This is a genomic window from Blastococcus sp. SYSU DS0973 (genome assembly GCF_054051055.1).
The window spans coordinates 122,808-139,754 of record NZ_JBJHAN010000003.1 but is presented as its reverse complement, the minus strand read 5'-3'; the positions used below and the strand labels follow the sequence as shown (position 1 = coordinate 139,754).

The 16,947-nt window shown below is 74.5% G+C and carries 13 protein-coding genes; 5 read left to right on the top strand and 8 right to left on the bottom strand.

Going from position 1 to position 16,947, the window contains the following annotated elements:
- Nucleotides 1-37 precede the first annotated feature (37 nt).
- The 3 genes from ACI791_RS07360 to ACI791_RS07350 form a co-directional block, all read right to left on the bottom strand.
- Nucleotides 38-1,561, bottom strand: a complete 1,524-nt coding sequence (locus tag ACI791_RS07360; RefSeq protein ID WP_456585456.1) for an AtzH-like domain-containing protein — start codon at nt 1,559-1,561, stop codon at nt 38-40.
- Nucleotides 1,558-2,565 (bottom strand): acetamidase/formamidase family protein, encoded by a 1,008-nt coding sequence (locus ACI791_RS07355; RefSeq protein ID WP_456585455.1) that lies wholly within the window; start codon nt 2,563-2,565, stop codon nt 1,558-1,560. Before ACI791_RS07355 ends, ACI791_RS07360 begins: the two co-directional genes overlap by 4 nt.
- A gap of 121 nt (nt 2,566-2,686) precedes the next feature.
- A complete protein-coding gene (locus tag ACI791_RS07350) occupies nt 2,687-2,953 on the bottom strand; it encodes an isochorismatase family protein (protein WP_456585454.1) in 267 nt (88 codons plus the stop codon).
- A gap of 168 nt (nt 2,954-3,121) precedes the next feature.
- Here ACI791_RS07350 and ACI791_RS07345 point away from each other — a divergent pair, with 168 nt between their 5' ends.
- Entirely contained in the window at nt 3,122-5,722 is a 2,601-nt protein-coding gene (locus ACI791_RS07345; protein WP_456585666.1) for a SpoIIE family protein phosphatase, read from the top strand.
- A 414-nt stretch (nt 5,723-6,136) separates the two neighbouring features.
- Here the strand turns inward: ACI791_RS07345 and ACI791_RS07340 are convergent, their stop codons facing one another.
- From ACI791_RS07340 to ACI791_RS07330, 3 genes are all read right to left on the bottom strand, one after another.
- On the bottom strand, nt 6,137-6,571 hold the full coding sequence (locus ACI791_RS07340; RefSeq protein WP_456585453.1) for a fibronectin type III domain-containing protein: 435 nt from the start codon (nt 6,569-6,571) through the stop codon (nt 6,137-6,139).
- Between the two features lie 264 nt (nt 6,572-6,835).
- Nucleotides 6,836-7,771 carry an alpha/beta hydrolase gene (locus ACI791_RS07335; RefSeq protein ID WP_456585452.1) on the bottom strand — a complete coding sequence of 312 codons (936 nt, stop codon included), beginning with the start codon at nt 7,769-7,771 and terminating at the stop codon, nt 6,836-6,838.
- A gap of 71 nt (nt 7,772-7,842) precedes the next feature.
- A complete protein-coding gene (locus ACI791_RS07330; RefSeq protein WP_456585451.1) occupies nt 7,843-9,342 on the bottom strand; it encodes a flavin-containing monooxygenase in 1,500 nt (499 codons plus the stop codon).
- Between the two features lie 64 nt (nt 9,343-9,406).
- On the opposite strand from ACI791_RS07330, the gene ACI791_RS07325 reads away from it, so the two are divergent.
- Nucleotides 9,407-10,471 carry an AraC family transcriptional regulator gene (locus tag ACI791_RS07325; RefSeq protein ID WP_456585450.1) on the top strand — a complete coding sequence of 355 codons (1,065 nt, stop codon included), beginning with the start codon at nt 9,407-9,409 and terminating at the stop codon, nt 10,469-10,471.
- Between the two features lie 196 nt (nt 10,472-10,667).
- Nucleotides 10,668-12,032: a TrpB-like pyridoxal phosphate-dependent enzyme gene (locus tag ACI791_RS07320; protein ID WP_456585449.1), complete on the top strand. Its 1,365-nt coding sequence runs from the start codon at nt 10,668-10,670 to the stop codon at nt 12,030-12,032.
- A 58-nt stretch (nt 12,033-12,090) separates the two neighbouring features.
- Here ACI791_RS07320 and ACI791_RS07315 read toward each other — a convergent pair whose 3' ends face one another.
- Nucleotides 12,091-13,089 (bottom strand): YihY/virulence factor BrkB family protein, encoded by a 999-nt coding sequence (locus tag ACI791_RS07315; protein WP_456585448.1) that lies wholly within the window; start codon nt 13,087-13,089, stop codon nt 12,091-12,093.
- 117 nt (nt 13,090-13,206) lie between these two features.
- On the opposite strand from ACI791_RS07315, the gene ACI791_RS07310 reads away from it, so the two are divergent.
- Entirely contained in the window at nt 13,207-14,784 is a 1,578-nt protein-coding gene (locus tag ACI791_RS07310; protein WP_456585447.1) for a phospholipase D-like domain-containing protein, read from the top strand.
- A gap of 82 nt (nt 14,785-14,866) precedes the next feature.
- The gene (locus ACI791_RS07305; RefSeq protein WP_456585446.1) at nt 14,867-15,493 is read left to right on the top strand and encodes a class I SAM-dependent methyltransferase; all 627 of its coding nucleotides are present in this window, start codon (nt 14,867-14,869) and stop codon (nt 15,491-15,493) included.
- A 138-nt stretch (nt 15,494-15,631) separates the two neighbouring features.
- Here the strand turns inward: ACI791_RS07305 and ACI791_RS07300 are convergent, their stop codons facing one another.
- Nucleotides 15,632-16,849: a transcriptional regulator gene (locus ACI791_RS07300; RefSeq protein WP_456585445.1), complete on the bottom strand. Its 1,218-nt coding sequence runs from the start codon at nt 16,847-16,849 to the stop codon at nt 15,632-15,634.
- Nucleotides 16,850-16,947 lie beyond the last annotated feature (98 nt).

Sequence of the window (16,947 nt, the reverse complement as noted above, 5' to 3'; positions counted from 1 at the left end):
CGTAGGAAACACCGGTTTCAGGGGCGTTGCGTCCGTTTCAGCGTTGTGTGTACTCGACGGCCAGGTCGAGCAGGTCGCGGTCGCGCCCGGCGCCGGCCACGAGGCAGACGCCGACGGGGAGCCCGTCGGGGGTCCGGGTGGGGACGCTGACGGCCGGCAGGCCGGCCAGCCCCGCCAGGCAGGTGAGCCGCATGGTGGCGTTGCGCTCCTCGAGCGTGGCGCGGGTCGACACCGGCGGCGCCACCGAGGGCGCGCTGGGCAGCACGAGCACCCGGTCGCCGACCAGCTCCCGCACGACTCCGCGGGCCTCGTCGAGCACCGCGCGGGCCCGGCCGGCGGTGCCCGCGTCGACGGCCGCGGCGACCTCGAACCGGGACCGGACGTCGTTCCCCAGCGCGTCGAGGTTCCCGTCGAGCCACCTCTCGTGCGAGCGCCAGGCCTGCGACGCCTGCCAGGTCTGGAACGCGGCGCGCCACTCGTCGAGGTCGTCGAGCGACCGGTCGAGCCTGGTCGCGCCGGCCGTCCCGACCCAGGCCAGCACGGTGTCGCGGACCTCGGGGCCGGCGAGGTCGACCAGCCCGGGCACGAACACGAGCTGATCGCTGCCCCCGGGCGACCCGGGTGGCAGCAGCACGTCGCCGACCGCGCGGAGCACGTCCGCCGTCCGGCTGAGCCAGCCCACCGTGTCGAAGTCCGGGGCGAGCGGGAGCAGACCGGTCCGGTCGACGGCGCCGTGGGTGGTGCGGATGCCGTACAGCCCCTGGTAGGCCGCAGGGACGCGGATCGATCCGCCGGTGTCGGTGCCCAGGCCGACGGTGGCGTGGCCGAGGGCGACCGCGCTGGCGCTCCCGCTGGAGGAGCCGCCGGGGAGGCGGCCCGGTGCCGCGGGGTTCGGTGGCGTGCCGTAGTGGGGGTTGACCCCGGCCAGCGAGTACGCGAACTCGTCGGTGCGGGCGATGCCGCGGACCGAGGCACCGGCGCGCAGCAGCCGGTCGACGGTGTCCGCGTGCCGCGGCTCGGGCCGGGCCTGCGTCAGCCGGGCCGGGTTGCCGGCGCCGAGCGGGTGACCGGCCACCGCGTACAGGTCCTTGACCGCGAGGGTCTGGCCCGTCAGCGGCCCGTCGCCCGCCGGCGGGACGAGCGGATCGCCGACCACCCGCCAGATCCGGGTGTCGAGGACCGGCGGCGGAACAGCGACGTGCGCCGCGGTCACCTGCCAGCCGCCGTGCTCCGGGACGCCGGCCGACCGGGCCCAGAGCTGGGTCTGCGCCCCCCGCCCGCCGCGGGCGAGCTCGGTGACCGCCAGGACGAGCGCGTGGTCGTCGTCGATCACCTGCACGTGGACCCGGACGACGGTGCGCCCCGGCGCCCCGCCGCGGCCGCGGCGGAACGCGGCGATCTCCCCGTGCCCGACGAGGACGCCGTCGGCGTCGGCGCGCAGCGTGCCGGGGCCCGGGGCGAAGAGCTGGTCGAGGGCCGCGACGTCGTCGGCCATGAGCGCGGCCTCGTACGCGTCGAACGCCTCGAGCAGCCCGGACGGGACGGGCTCGGGGCCGGTCACGCGAAGTCCGCCTTCCGGATGCTGGCGTGCACGCCCTTCACGACGTCGACCACCTGGCTGATGCGGAAGTCGGTGGCCGCGGAGAGGTAGGCGTAGGCCAGGCGCGGGTCCATGCCGAACCGGGCCTCCAGCAGGGCGATCGCGGCACGGACGCAGTTCTGGACGGCGCGGTCGAGGTCCTCGTCCATGCCCGTGGGGACCAGGAGCTCGGTCGTCTCGGCGAGCGGGGCGGCCAGCTCGCCGAACCGCCGCACCGCGTCCTCGTGGGCGACCACGTCGAGCCGGAGCGTCGCGCGCAGGCTGCCCTCCATCGCGGTCAGGCTCACCTCGCCGTCGCCCTGGGCGAAGTGCGGATCGCCGACGTAGGCCAGTGCCCCGTCGACCTGGACCGGCAGGTACAGCGTGCTCCCCGCCGTCAGCAGGGAGATGTCGATGTTGCCGCCGTGGCGACCGGGTGGCACCGAGTGCGGTCGCTCGCCGCCCGGCACGGCGACGCCCATGATGCCGAGGAACGGAGCGAGGGGGAACCGCACCGCCGGCTCGCCGCCCTCGGTCAGCGGCAGCCGGCCGTGCGCCGCGTCGTCGCTGACGGTGGCGAAGGCGCTGTAGAGGGGCTCGCCGTCGAGGGGGTACTCGCCCGGCAGGGCGCCCCGGCCGTGCCGGTTGGAGATGACGCCGTACGGCACCCGTGGCGTGGCATCGAGGACCGTGATCGCCAGCAGGTCACCGACGCGCGCACCGTCGACGGCGATCGGCCGACTGACCACGTGCGGCCCGTCGACCCCGAACCGGTGCGGGTGGTCGCTGTGCGCCAGGGCGACGGCGTCCTCGAGCACCCCGGTCGCACCGTGGCGGGCGAAGAACGCAGCCGGGTCCCGGCCCTGGTCCTCCAGGATGCCCTCGTGGCTGACCGTGTCGACGGTGATCTCGGTGCCGGGGTCGACGGTGAGGACCGGTGGGTCCTTCTCGCACGGCAGCCGTCCCCACAGCACGTGTTCGGGCATGGAGGGCAGGTACGTCGGTGCCGGGATCCGACCGCTCCCGGGCTGCAGCATGGGGTGGGACACCCGCCGGAACCTAGGAGCCCGACGTTTCCACCATGTTCCGCTGCGACCGGCCCCCGGGTCACCCTGGCGTCAGCCACCGGAGCATCTCGGTGCTAGGCGCGTGCAGCACCCCCATCCGGGCGGCCTCCGCCAGGTGCATCCGGTTCAGGCCGGGGATCGCGTCCTCGGCGATCAGCGTCCGGTAGTCCCGTTCGCTGGCCCCGTACACCGTCGCGCGGGGGCAGTTGGGGTAGTTGCAGCCGGCGATCACGACCGTGCTGATGCCGAGGGCGCGCAGGTGCCCGTCCAGGGGGTGCGGTGGAATGCTCCCCAGCGAGGCTTCCACATCGCGAGGCTTCCACATCGCCCATGGTCGGCGGAGCCGCACCGCGGGAACCGCCGCCGGCGATGGGCGGACGTCCGGGCAGCGGACCAGGACGGGGACGAGCAGTAGCATCGCGGGGCTGGCCCATCGGGACGTCGTCGGTCACGTGCCCCTGCTCCGGGAGGACATCTGACTGGATCGCTGCCCTCCGGGACGCCGCTGCCGGCGGACTCCGATCCTGCGTTCGAGCGTTTCGCCCGCCTCGTCCGCTGGCAGCTGGACGTGCCGGTCGCGCTGGTGACCCTGGTGTCGGCCGAGGAGCAGGTGTTCCCGGGTGCCCTCGGCCTGCCCGAGCCCTGGCAGTCCACCCGCCGCACGCCGCTGAGCCACTCCTTCTGCCAGCACGTGGTGCGGTCGGCGGAGCCGCTGGTCATCACCGACGCGCGCACGCACCCGCTGGTTCGCGACAACCTGGCCATCCCCGACCTGTCGGTGATCGCCTACGCCGGCGTGCCGCTCACCGACGTCGACGGCGCCGTGGTCGGGTCGCTGTGCGCCATCGACAGCCGGCCGCGCACCTGGTCGGACCGGGACCTGGCCGTGCTCACCGACCTGGCCGATGCGTGCAGCTCCGAGTTCCAGCTGCGGGGTGCGCGACGGCGCTCGGTGGATGCCGCCGCGGTGGCACGGAGCGCGACCGGTCAGGCCCAGCGGCTGCTCGCCCAGCACGCCATCGACAGGTCCCGCTGGCTGCTCGCGCTCGAGGCCGGGCAGGTCGGCACCTTCGAGTTGGGCCTGGCCACCGGTGACCTCGACGTCGACGACCGCCTGCTGGAGCTGTCGGGGATGGACCGGGCCGGGTTCAGCGGCCGGCCCGAGGACGTCTACGCGCACGTGCACCCCGACGACGTTGCGGACGTCGTCGCCCGGGTGCGGCGAGCCATCGAGACCGGGGGGACCTACGAGGCCGAGTACCGGATCGTCGTCCCCGGCGGGGCGCCCCGCTGGGTCGCGGCCCGCGGCGAGGTGGTCGGTGGAAAGGGGGGGCTGACCGGACGGCTGATCGGCGTCGTGCACGACACCACCGCGCAGCGGGGGTCGCTGGAGCTGGCCGCGCAGGCCTTGGAGTCGATGGCCGTGGGCTACCTGGCGATGGACGCCGACTGGCGGGTCACGTACGTCAATTCCGAGGCGGAGCGGGTCTCCGGCTACCGGCGGGCGGATCTCGTCGGGCGGATCTTCTGGGAGGCGTTCCCGGCCACCGTCGGCAGCGAGTTCGAGGACAGCTACCGGCGGGCGGTCGCCACGGGCCACGTGGTCGCGTTCGACGCGTACTACCCCGAGCCGCTCGACACCTGGGTCGAGGTCCGTGCCAACCCCGAGCACGGCGGGTTGGCGCTCTACTTCGTGGACATCAGCGAGCGGGTGCGCGCCCAACAGCGCAGCGAGCTGCTGGGCGACGTCACCCGCGAGCTCAACGGCACGCTGGACGCCGAGCAGGCAGTCGGCCGCCTGGCCCAGCTGGTCGTCCCGTCGCTGGCCGACTGGTGCCTGGTCAGCCTCGTCGACGACGACCAGGCCGGTAGCTGGCGTGCCGTGCGCGACGTCGGCTGGTGGCACGCCCGACCGGAGCTCCGCCCCGTCGTGAAGGGTTATGCGCACGAGCGCATCGGCGCGCTGCGTGAGACGTCGTACCTCCGGCAGGCGCTGGTCACCGGCCGGGTCGTCACCGTCAGCGCCGAGGGCACCGAACGTCTCCGGGAGGTGTTCGAGCCCGGGCCGGTGCACCGGTACCTGGAGCGGCTGGCGCCGGAGTCCTTCGCCGTCTTCCCGCTGCGGGGCCGGGGTAGGACCGTCGGCGTGCTCACGCTGTTCAGCGGCCCGGCGCGTGCGCCGATCGCCGCCGCCGACCGGCAGATCGCCGCCGACATCGCCGCCCGCGCCGGGCTCGCTCTGGACACCGCGCGGCTCTACCGCCAGCAGCGCCAGCTGTCCGAGGGGCTGCAGCGGTCGCTGCTCACCGCACCCGTCCAGCCCGACCACGTGCAGATCGTGGTGCGGTACACGCCCGCGGCCGAGGCGGCGAAGGTCGGCGGCGACTGGTACGACGCGTTCCGCCAACCGGGCGGCGCGACCATCGTGACCATCGGCGACGTGCTCGGGCACAACACCGAGGCGGCCGCCGCGATGGGCCAGGTCCGCTCGATGCTGCGGGCGATCGCGGTCACCACCGATGCCGGGCCGGCGGAGATCCTCACCCGCGTGGACGAGGCGATGGCGGTCCTGCGGACCCGGACGAACGCCACCGCCGTCGTCCTCCGCCTCGAGCAGACCGACGAGCAGGCCCGTCGAGGAGCCACCACCATCCGCTGGTCCAACGCCGGTCACCCACCGCCGGTCGTGGTGGGCGCGGACGGCACCGTCCGGCCGCTGACCGCTCCGCGGGCGGACCTGCTGCTGGGGGTCGACGACTCCGCCCGCCGGTCGGAGCACGAGGTGGAACTCGACAGGGGCGCCGTCCTCGTGCTGTACACCGACGGGCTGGTCGAGCGGCGCGACGCCGACCTCGACGCCGGGTTCGAGCGGCTGACCGACGCTCTGGGCGATCTGGCCGGGCAGGACCTCGACGTGCTCTGCGACGAGCTGCTGACCCGGATGCTCCCGGCAGCGGTCGACGACGACGTCGCGCTGATCGCCGTCCGACTGCATCCGCAGGACCGGCCGCGACCCCCGGAGGCACGGCCGAGCCGCATCCCCGACGCCCCCGGCATCATCGAGCGGACCGGCTGACCGCACGCCCGGAGCCGTCGCCTGCGCGGCGCTTCCGGGCGACCGCTGCACGGCGTTCCACCCCTCCGGACATGGGGTCCGTGTTCCCTGGGTAGGGAGACGACTTCCACCACCCCCCCCCCCCCGAAGGAGGAACCGGCATGGGACTCGTCTCCGGGCTCATCAAGGCGAACCTGCTCAAGCGGCTGCTCAGCCGCCTCAGCGGCCGTCGTCGGACCTGACGGCCTGACGGCACAGGTCACCAGCATCGCCGCCGGGTGTGCAGCGCCCGTGGTGATGCCCCGCGACCGCGTGGTGGTCGGTGACCGCACGGCATCGAGGGCCCGGCACCAACCGGTGCCGGGCGCTCGGTTCGTCGCCATCAGGCCGTCGGGGCGGGCTCGCCCGAGCGGTGGCCGACCGGTCGGCGGCGGCTCAGGGCGCCGCCGGGACGACCCACACCGGCGTGGACGGCATTCCCGCCCCGGCCTCGTTCACCGCCCGCACGCGCACCGTGTACCGCTCCCCGTTGAGCAGGTCGGTCACCACCGCAGAGGTGGCATCGGGTGCGGCGGTCGCCCGGAAGACGGTGCCGGCCGGGTCGACGGCGGTGACCAGGTAGCGGATGAGCGGTGTGTCGCCGAGGTCGGTGGGGGCGACCCAGGTCACCGTGGTCTGCCCGTCCTCCACCGTGGCCACGACGCCGGTCGGTTGGCCGGGCGGGGTGCCGGCGTCGGGCGCGGTCCCGCCGCCGGAGGAGCCGCCCGGGGGCGCAGCCCCGCCCAGGACGGTCACCGGCAGGACGGCCGTGGTGCCGGCGGCGTCCTTGACGGTCACGGTCGCCGGCGGGGCGGCGATCGGGATGGACACCGGGCCGGCCGAGGGCAGCGTGACCGCGGCGCCGGGCCGGCGGCCCGTGACCGGAGGAGCATCGCGTCCCCGAGGGGTGGCGCGGCACACGCGTGCGTGGGGTCTTCGGACCCCCAGTTATGGGGGGCCGCCGGGCAGCACCGCTCCGGGCACGCGTCGACGGAGGGGGACCGCCGAGTCCACCAGGACGCCGGGGCTCGTCGTCCTCGCCCGGGCTCCCGCACACCGGGAGGCGGGCGCGCCCTGCCCGCCCCCCGGTGCCGGTCAGCGGTGGAGCAGCCGGCCGAACCGCTCGCAGCTCTCCTCGATCGCGCGCTGGGCAGCGGGGGAGATGGTCCCCATGTCGAAGAACCCGTGGATCAGGCCGTCGTACCGCTGGACGTGGGCCTCGACGCCCGCGGCCCGCAGCGCCTCGCCGTAGGCCTCGCCCTCGTCGCGCAGCGGGTCGTACTCCGCTGTCACGACGACCGCCGGCGGCAACCCGGAGAGGTCCGAGCCGTGCAGCGGCGACAGCCGCGGATCCTTCGCGTCGTCCCAGGCCCCGGCGTAGTGCCCGTAGAACCAGTCCATCGTGTCCTTCTCGAGGAAGTACCCCTTGGCGTTCTCCACGCGCGACGGGTAGTCGCCCTCGGCGTCGACCGCGGGGTAGATGAGGAGCTGCCCGGCCAGCGGGGTGCCATCGTCCCGCAGCACCTGGGCGACGACCGCGGCCAGGTTGCCACCCGCGCTGTCGCCGGCGAGCGCCAGGCGCTGGTCCCCGCCCAGCTCGCCCAGGGAACCGGCGACCCAGCGCGCGGCGGCGACCGCGTCCTCGGCCGCGGCGGGGAAGGGGTGCTCGGGGGCGAGCCGGTAGTCGATCGCGATGACGACCGCGCGGCTGCCCCGGCAGATGTGCCGGGCCATGTTGTCGTGGGTGTCGAGGTCGCCGATCACCCAGCCGCCGCCGTGGAAGAAGACGACGGTCGGGAAGGGGCCCTCACCCGCCGGCCGGTGGACGCGGGCCTTCAGGTCGCCCGTGGCGCCGGGCACGGTGCGGTCCTCGGTACCGGCCACGGGGACCAGCTGCTCGGGGGTGCGGGCGCCGTGGGTGAGCTGGAGGTACAGCGCCCGTCCGGCTTCGGGGCTGCCCTCGTACATGGGGGGCAGCCCGGCCTCCTCCATCATGGTGAGCATCGCGGCGATGTGCGGGTCGACCGGCACGGTTTCTCCTGTTTCTGAAAGGGGGTGGACGGCGGGAGCTGGGTGCCCCGCCGGTGTCTCGCTCGCGCGGCTCAGCTGTACCGCAGGGTCCCGTCGTCGAGGTCGGCCGCGGGCAGCGCGGTCCGCTCCTGCTGGTACTCGAGCAGGTGCGTCCACGGCTCGCGGTCGCCCTGCTTGAACATCAGGTGCATCGAGCGCATGACGTAGCCGGAGTTGAAGTTCTCCGGGTCGGCCCACGGCCGCAGGGGCATGTCGGCGTCCTCGGGGCGCAGCTGCGGGACCACCGTGGACGCCCCCCGCTCCTGGGCGTGCGCCAGGAGCCGGCACACCAGCTCGCTGACCAGGTCCGCCCGGAGGGTCCAGCTGGCCCGGAAGTAGCCGAACACGTAGGCCATGTTCGGCACCCCGCTGATCATGACGCCGCGCCAGGTCACTCGGTCGGTGAAGTCCACCGCCTCGCCGTCGACGGTGAACGCGATCCCGCCGAAGAGGCTCAGGTCGAAGCCCGTGGCGGTGACCACGACGTCGGCCTCGAGCTCCTCACCGGAGGCCAGCCGGATGCCGGTCTCGGTGAAGGTCTCGATCGTGTCGGTGACGACCGACGCCTTTCCCTCGCGCAGGGCCGTGAACAGGTCGCCGTCGGGGACGACGGCGAGGCGCTGCTGCCAGGGCCGGTAGCTCGGGCTGAAGTGCTTCTCGACGTCGAAGCCCTCGGGCAGCAACGGGCTCATGGCCTCCATGAGCATGGCCCGCAGCTCGTCGGGGGACTCGAAGGACAGGCGGGTGATCTCGTCGCCCTCCGCGATGTAGGCGCGGCGCAGGATCTCGTGCGTCCACTCGTCGGGGATATCGAGCGACCGCAGCGTGTCGGCCAGCTCGTGGGTCCGGGGCCGGGCGAAGAAGAAGGTCGGCGACCGCTGGAGCATCGTGACGTGGTCGGCGGTCTCCGCGATGGCCGGGACGAGGGTCGCCGCCGTCGCGCCGGAGCCGATGACGACCACGCGCTTGCCGGCGTGGTCCAGGTCGTCGGGCCACTGCTGGGGGTGCACGACCTCGCCGCCGAAGCGGTCGAGGCCCGCCCACTGCGGCCGGTAGGGCTGGCCGTGGTCGTAGTAACCCTGGCACATCCACAGGAAGTCGGTGGTGAGGCGCAGCTCCTCACCGGTGTCCTCCCGGGTCACCTGGACGGTCCAACGGCGCTCCGCCGAGGACCAGCTCGCGGTCGTGACCCGGTGCCGGTAGCGGATGCGGCCGGTCAGGTCCTCTTCGTCGATGACCTCGTCGAGGTAGCGGAGGATCTCCTCGGACGTCGCGATCGACGCCCCCCGCCACGGCTTGAACTTGTAGCCGAAGGTGAACAGGTCGCTGTCGGATCTAACCCCGGGGTACCGGTGGGTCCACCACGTGCCCCCCCGGGCCTCCAGCGCATCGAGGAGGACGAACGACCTGTCGGGGAACCGCTCCCGCAGGTGGTGCGCCGCACCGATCCCCGAGATGCCGGCTCCCACGATGAGCACGTCGACGTGCTCGGTCGCCGTCGCCGATCGCTCGGTCTCTGCCAACACCGTCATGCCCAGGCCCCCCACGGAGTAGTGATGTACGTCACGGCCCGAACGCTAGGACGTCTGGCACGTTGTGAGCCATGACACAACCGGTCACGGGTTGAGATATCCGGCCAATCCTGGACACGCTGCCGTACGCGGTACGGGCAGCGTCGCGCTGCTGTGCGCGCTGGCGGCCGAGCACGGCGTCCCCACCCAGGAGGCACTCGAGGGCACCGGGATCCCCGCGTCGGCGCTGGGCGACCCCGGGGCCGAGATCGCCGCCGTCCAGGAGGCCCGGCTCATCGGGACGCTCGCCGCCCGGCTGCCCGACACCGCCGCGCTCCAGGCCGGGGCGCGCTACCGGCTGACCACGTACGGGATCTGGGGCTTCGCGCTCCTGTCGAGCCGGACCATCCGGGAGAGCCACGAGATCGGCATGCGCTTCCTCGACCTCAGCTATGCGCTCACCCGCATCAGCGCGCAGGAGTTCCGCGACGAGCTCGCGCTCTTCTTCGACGACCTGGACCTGCCCGGCCCGGTGCGGCGGTTCGCACTGCTCCGGGACACGTCGGCGGCCCTGCAGATCTGGCGGGAGACCCTCGGGCGGGGCGTGGTGCCGCGGCGCGTGGCGCTCACCCTGCCGCCGCCCACCGACCCGGCGCCGTACGAGGCGGCCTTCGGCCTGCTCCCCGAGTTCGGTGCGCCCCGCTCGGTCGTGTCCTTCGACGCGGAGCTCCTCGACCAGCCGTTGCCCCACGCGGCTCCCCTGACGGCGGCGACCTGCGAGGCACAGTGCCGCGACGTGCTGGACCGGCGCCACTCCCGTTCGGGAACGAGCGGCCGGGTGCGCGACGTCCTGCTGCGGGAGCCGTGGCGGATGCCCGGGCAGGACGAGGTGGCCGCCGCGCTGCACCTGAGCGTGCGGACGCTGCGTCGCCACCTCGCCCACGAGGGGACGAGCTACCGCGCCGTCCTGGAGCAGACGCGCGAGCACCTCGCCGAAGAGCTGCTCCTGACGGCGGGCCTGAGCGTCGAGCAGGTCGCCGAGCGGCTCGGCTACTCGGAGGCGTCGAGCTTCGTGCAGGCCTTCCGGCGCTGGAAGGGGCTCAGCCCCGGCCGCTGGGCCCAGGCCGCCCGTGCCGGTGCCGCTCGCTGAGCGCGGGCGCGACCGGTCTCGTCGGGGACGGGGCGGAACGCTACAGTCGCGCCCGTGAGCCGTCGCGCGTGCTGGTGGGCCCGGTCGTCGAGGACGACCGAGGGCCGCTGACGCGCGCTCGGATCGTCCCCCCGCCGGACGGTTCGAGGAGCTTCGCCTCGGGCGGCCGGTGGGCCGCATCCCGAGGAGAAGGACAGTGACGAGCACCGATGTGCCCGGCGTCGACCGCGACGTCCGGCCCATGACCAAGGCCGTGCTGAGCGACGAGGACCTGCCCACCCACTGGTACAACCTGGCCGCCGACCTGCCCGCGCCCATGCCGCCGTACCTGCACCCGGGCACCGGGCAGCCGCTCGAGGCGGCGGACATGGCGCCGCTGTTCCCCGCCGCGCTGATCGAGCAGGAGATGACCACCGAGCGGTTCGTCCCCATCCCCGAGCCGGTCCGCGAGGTGTACCGGCTGTGGCGGCCCTCGCCGCTGTACCGGGCGCACCGCCTCGAGCGGGCGCTGGGTACGCCGGCGCGCATCTACTACAAGTACGAGGGGGTCAGCCCGGTCGGCAGCCACAAGCCGAACACCGCCGTCGCGCAGGCGTACTACAACGCCGCGGAAGGCGTCCGCCGGTTGACGACGGAGACCGGCGCCGGTCAGTGGGGCAGTGCCCTCTCCCTGGCCTGCACGATGTTCGGGCTGGAGTGCGAGGTGTGGCAGGTCCGGGCCTCCTACGACGGCAAGCCCTACCGCCGGATGCTCATGGAGACCTACGGCGGGGTGGTGCACTCCAGCCCGTCGGAGCTGACCGAGTCCGGGCGTGGCTTCCGGCAGCGCTTCCCCGACACCACCGGCAGCCTCGGCATGGCGGTCAGCGAGGCGGTGGAGTCGGCGGTGCCCGACCCCGAGGCCCGCTACGCGCTGGGCAGCGTGCTCAACCACGTGCTGCTGCACCAGACCGTCATCGGCGAGGAGGCCCTGCGCCAGCTCGGGATGTTCGGTGAGGAGCAGGCCGACCTCGTCTTCGGCTGTGCCGGGGGTGGGTCCAACCTCGCCGGGCTGGCCTTCCCCTTCGTCCGGGAGCGGCTCGCCGGCCGCACCGGAACGCGCGTGGTGGCGGTGGAACCCGCTGCGTGCCCGTCGCTGACGCAGGGCCGCTACGAGTACGACCACGGCGACGTGGCCGGGCTGACCCCGCTGATGAAGATGCACACCCTGGGCCGCGACTTCGTGCCCGACCCGATCCACGCCGGCGGCCTTCGATACCACGCCATGGCCCCGATGGTCAGCCACGCGGTCGAGCTCGGGCTGATCACCGCGCAGGCGGTCGAGCAGGCGGAGGCCTTCGACGCCGGAGTGCTCTTCGCCCGGACCGAGGGCCTGGTGCCGGCGCCGGAGTCGTGCCACGCGATCGCCGCGGCGGTCACCGAGGCGCGCCGGCGTGCGGGCACGGGAGAAGAGGGCGTCCTGGTGATCGGGCTGTCCGGCAACGGTCAGCTGGACCTGCCCGCCTACGCCGAGCACCTCACCGGGAGGCGCACCTCGGCAGCCGGCGACCAGCCCTTCTGACGGCGGCCGCCCGACCGGAGAGCGCGTGGCCTCCCACCGGCCGGGCGGCTCCGGCGGGTCATCCGTCGCCCGGGTAGGGCGGGGCGCTGTCGGCCACGACGGCGCCCCGTTCGCCCAGCGGCCGCTCCGGCCCCACCGTGGAGTCGCAGCTGGTCTGGCGCTCGGTCTCGGCGTTGATCGCGGCGCCGACGATGACGAGGAAGACGGTCGCCCAAAGCCACAGCATGCTGATCGCGACCCCCGCGAGGGACCCGTACGTCGCCCGGTAGCTGCCCAGCTGCTCCACGTAGGCGAACAATCCGAAGGTGACGGCCAGCCACAGCAGCGTCGCGATCGCCGAGCCGGCGGAGATCCACCGCCAGCGGGCCTGCTTCCGGTCGGGGCCGAACCGGTACAGGATGGCGAGCACCACGGCCATGAGCAGCGCGAGGACCCCCCAGGTGAGCGCCGGTGCGCCGGCTCGGACCGGCCCCGGCGCTCCGGCGAGCCACCGCGAGACGGCACCCGATCCGGCGATCACCGCGCCGAGGAGGACGGCGCCGCCGAGCACGAGGAGGAGGGCGAGCCCGCCGCGGCGCACGAAGCTGCGGGTCTCGGTCTCGTGGTAGGCCAGCGTCAGCCCGTCGACGAGGTAGGTCATGGCGGTCGTCGCGGTCCACAGCGCCACGACCAGCCCGGCCAGCCCGCGCCAGGTGAGCACCTGCGTCGAGGCGGTCGTGATGGTGGTGAGCTGGTCGGCCACCATCGGCTGCAGCTCGCTGGGCAGCATCTCGGTGACGTCCGAGAGCTGCGCCAGCGCCTGCTCCGGGGTGTGCACGGCCCCGTAGACGGAGATCGCCGTGACCAGCACCGGCGCGATCGACAGGAGGGCGAAGAAGGCGACCCCGGCGCTCTGGACCATGAGCCGATCGCTGACCACGTGCCGGACGACGCGCCTGAGGACGGAGCGCCAGGCGTCGGCCGACAGGGCGCCGGGGGAGGTGGCGCCCCTGGACCCGGGACCGCACTCCCCCGCGGAGGCCGGACCCTCACCGCCGTTCCCCCCGGCCGAGGTCATGGCTCATCACACCCGCGGCGCCGACCGACCGCAACACCGCTCGGCGCCGCCCGCGAGGCACGCCCGGAAGGGTCGGGCGTTGGCTCCGCCCACGCCGGCGGGCAGACTGCCCGTGTGATGGACGGGGCAGAGTCGACGGCGGAGCCCGACACGGATGCGGAGACCGCGCTGCCCGGCCTCGACCGGGCCACCGACGACGGGCGCCCCGAGCAGGGCGCGCCGCTGCTGATCCCCGGTGAGACCTGCTGGCGGATCGAGCGGGCCACCCGGTTCGCGATCTTCGTCGACGCGGCCGACTACTTCGCCACCGTGAAGCGGGCCGTGCTGCGCGCCCAGCGGCGGGTGCTGTTCATCGGCTGGGACTTCGACCCCCGGATCCAGCTCGACCCGCTGGACGGCGGCCCGCCGGAGGACGACCGGCTCGGCGCCGTGCTGGAACGGGCGGTGGAGCAGAACCCCCGGCTGGAGATCGGTGTCCTGCAGTGGGATCTGGGCATGCTGCGCGCGCTCGGGCGCGGCCTGGCGCCGATCGTGCTCCTCGACCGGCGCACTCCGGACCGGCTCACCTTCGCCGTGGACACCCACCACCCGGTCGGCGGAGCCCACCACCAGAAGATCGTGGTCATCGACGACTGCCTGGCCTTCGCCGGGGGCATCGACATCACCGCCGACCGCTGGGACACCTCCCAGCACGCCGACGGCAACCCGCACCGGCGCCGGCCGGCCAACGGTCGCGGCCCGGGCCGGCCCACCGGGCCGTGGCACGACGCGACCAGCATCATGACCGGGCCCGCCGCCCGCGCGGTCGCCGAGCTCGCCCGGGAACGGTGGGAGAGCGGCACCGGGGAACGGCTCGAGCCCCTGGACGAGGATCGGGCGTGCTGGCCCGAGGAGGTGGAACCCCTCCTCACCGACGTCGACGTCGCGATCTCCCGCACCCGGCCCGAGCACGCCGGAGCGCCCTTGGTGCACGAGATCGAACTGCTGTGGCTGGCGGTCGTCGCCGCGGCCCGCCGCGCGCTGTACGTGGAGAGCCAGTACTTCGCCAGCCGCCGGATCGCCGAGGCGATCGCGGAGCGGCTGCGCGAGCCCGACGGCCCCGACGTGGTCGTGGTCAACCCCTGGACCGCCGACGGCTGGCTCTCGGAGAAGGCGATGGGCACGGCCCGGGCCGCGATCCTGGAGGACCTCCGCGAGGCCGACGTCCACGACCGGTTCAGGCTCTACACGCCCGTGACGGAGCAGCGCGAGCACATCTACGTGCACGCCAAGGTGACCGTGGTCGACGACCGGCTGCTGCGCATCGGCTCCAGCAACGTGAACAACCGGTCGATGGGCCTGGACACCGAGTGCGACCTGGCGATCGAGGCGGCGGCGGGACGGCCGGGGGCCGACCGGCTCGCCGAGACCATCGTCGGCTTCCGGGACCGACTGCTGGCCGAGCACCTCGGCTGCACCCCGGACGAGGTCGCCGCCGCGGTCGCCGACACCGGGTCGCTCGTCCAGGGCATCGAGCGGCTGCGCCGGCCGACCGGCCGTTCGCTGATCCCCTTCGAGCCGCCCGAGCTCGGTCCGGCCGACCGGGCGCTCGCCGAGTCGGAGGTCATGGACCCGGAGAAGACGCCGAACCGGTGGCGCCGGATCGAGCGGTTCTTCGCCCGCCGCCGGAGGCCGCGGAACCGGGTGCGCTCCTGAGCCCGCGCGCGTGCTGCGCGACCAGCCGTGCCGGCTTGCCATCGTCCCGTTTCGCCCAGCCCCCGAGGGGCACAACCGCACGGTGCGCGACAGGCCCTCGGTTCCACCCACGTACATCGATGCCACCCGCCTGTGGGTCGACTCCCGGCCCCGGGCGTTCGTGCAGCGCCGCGGGGAGGCGGCCATCCTGCGGCGCCTCGGCGGGGAGGTGACCGGCGGTACCGTCCTCGAGCTGGGTACCGGGCGGCGGGGCACCGGCCTGCGGCTCGCCGTCGACGTCTTCGGCGCCGACCGTGCCGAGGGCATCGACCGGCATCCCGCCAGCGTGGCGGCGAGCCGGGCGGCCCTCGCCGACCTCGGCGGGCGGGTCGACGTGCGCGAGGGTGACGCCACCGCCCTTCCGGCGGCGGAGGCGTCCTACGACGCGGTCTTCGCCTACCACGTGCTGCACCACGCCGAGGCCTGGCGTGACGTGGTCCGCGAAGCGGCGCGGGTGCTGCGACCGGGCGGCCGGTTCTTCTCCTGCGAGATGACCGCGCGGTTCGTCGACAGCCGCCTGCTGCGCGCGGTCGCCTTCCACCCGGCCGACGCCGATCGGCCCACCCCGTCCGGACTGGCGGCGGCCTGCCAGGAGGCGGGGCTGACCGTGGCCGCCCAGGAGACCCGGCTCGCCGGTTGCTGGACGGCCCTCGTCGCGACCCGGACGTGACTCCGGCGGCGCAGCCCGCGCAGGTCGCTGCCCACGGTGTGGGCGGCGGTGCTGACGATGCCGGCGGCCGGGGCGGTGCGCCGGCACCGCCGGTGACCGTCGGCCCGGTGAACCCGGCCGTCGCGGACCCGGCTCTCCCTACCCCGGGCCCGGCACCGCAGTCGCCTCGTCGGGCCGGACGACGGAGAGCGTGACGCCGGCAGCCAGCCGGTAGGGATTGCTGGTCACCAGGCCACCGATCACCTTCCGGAGCCGGGAGATCTCGGCCCGGACGGTGACGCAGTGCTCCTCGTCGCCGAACAGGGCCGCGCTCAGCCGGGCGGAGCTCAGCCCCGACCGGCCGGCGTGCCGCAGCAGGAGCAGGAGATCGGCGTGCCGCCGGGTCAGCGGGGTCACCCACGGTTCACCACGGGACCGGAGCCGGAGCACGGGCGCACCGGTCAGGTCCAGCTCGGCGACGACGTCGTCCGCGGCCTCGCGCGGCCGGACCAGCCAGCCCTCGCCGACCCGTTCCGGCGCGCACAGCCCGAGGCCGGGGACGGCGATCAACGTGCCGTCGCGCGGGACCGCGACCCGGTCGCGCGCCGCGATGCCCGACCGGTGGGCGACCCAGCCGTGGTCGTCGACCAGCAGCAGCGGGCCGGAGACCGTGGCAAGCAGGCCCCGGACCGACCGGCGCAACCGCTCCAGCCGCTGCTCGTGGTGCCGCCACAGCTGGGACTCGGCCAGCCTGACGGCGGTGTCGACGAGCGCTCCGATGACCGGGTGCAGGGTCAGGGCGGGCCCGCTGACGTCGACGACCCCCAGCAGCTCGCCGCTGACGGGGTGGTGGATGGGGGCGGCGGTGCAGTACCAGGGGTGCTGCGCCTGCTCGAAGTGCTCGGCGGAGAACAGCTGCACCGGAGCCGCCTCGGCCAGCGCCGTCCCGATGGCGTTGGTGCCCACCGTGCCCTCGGTCCACCGGGCGCCCTCGGTGAAACCCAGGGCGTCGGCGCGCAGCCGTACCCGGGGCGATCCCTCCCGCCAGAGGATGACTCCGTCGGCGTCGGTGACCACCATGAGGAACGCCGAGGCGTCGGCGACGCTGCCGAGGACCTCCCGGAGCTCCCCGATCACCGGTAGCAGGGGTGAGCACCGGCGTCGCCGCTCCACCTCGGTGGGCAGCAGCGGCTCGCGGGCGTTCGTGCGGGACGGGTCGAGCCCCAGGCCGAGGACGCGCGTCCACGATCGGGCGACGACGCCGCGGGGACGCACGGGCGGACGGCCGCCCCCGATCACCGCGTCGTGCACCCGCACCAGCACCCGGGCGTGCTGGGACAGGTCCGTGCCGGGGGTGATCGCCGAGTAGCCGGTCACGTCCCACCTCCAGCTCGGGTCTCCCGCCCGGGCCGGCTGCGCGCAACACGCTGCAACGCTTCCGCCGAGGCCCCCCAGGCGCTGTGCTGCACATCACA

Coding starts and splice junctions, on each gene's coding strand:
- ACI791_RS07315 (WP_456585448.1), bottom strand. CDS start 13,089: ATGACCTCGGCCGGGGGGAACGGCGGTGAGGGTCCGGCCTCCGCGGGG.
- ACI791_RS07330 (WP_456585451.1), bottom strand. CDS start 9,342: ATGACGGTGTTGGCAGAGACCGAGCGATCGGCGACGGCGACCGAGCAC.
- ACI791_RS07355 (WP_456585455.1), bottom strand. CDS start 2,565: ATGCCCGAACACGTGCTGTGGGGACGGCTGCCGTGCGAGAAGGACCCA.
- ACI791_RS07310 (WP_456585447.1), top strand. CDS start 13,207: ATGGACGGGGCAGAGTCGACGGCGGAGCCCGACACGGATGCGGAGACC.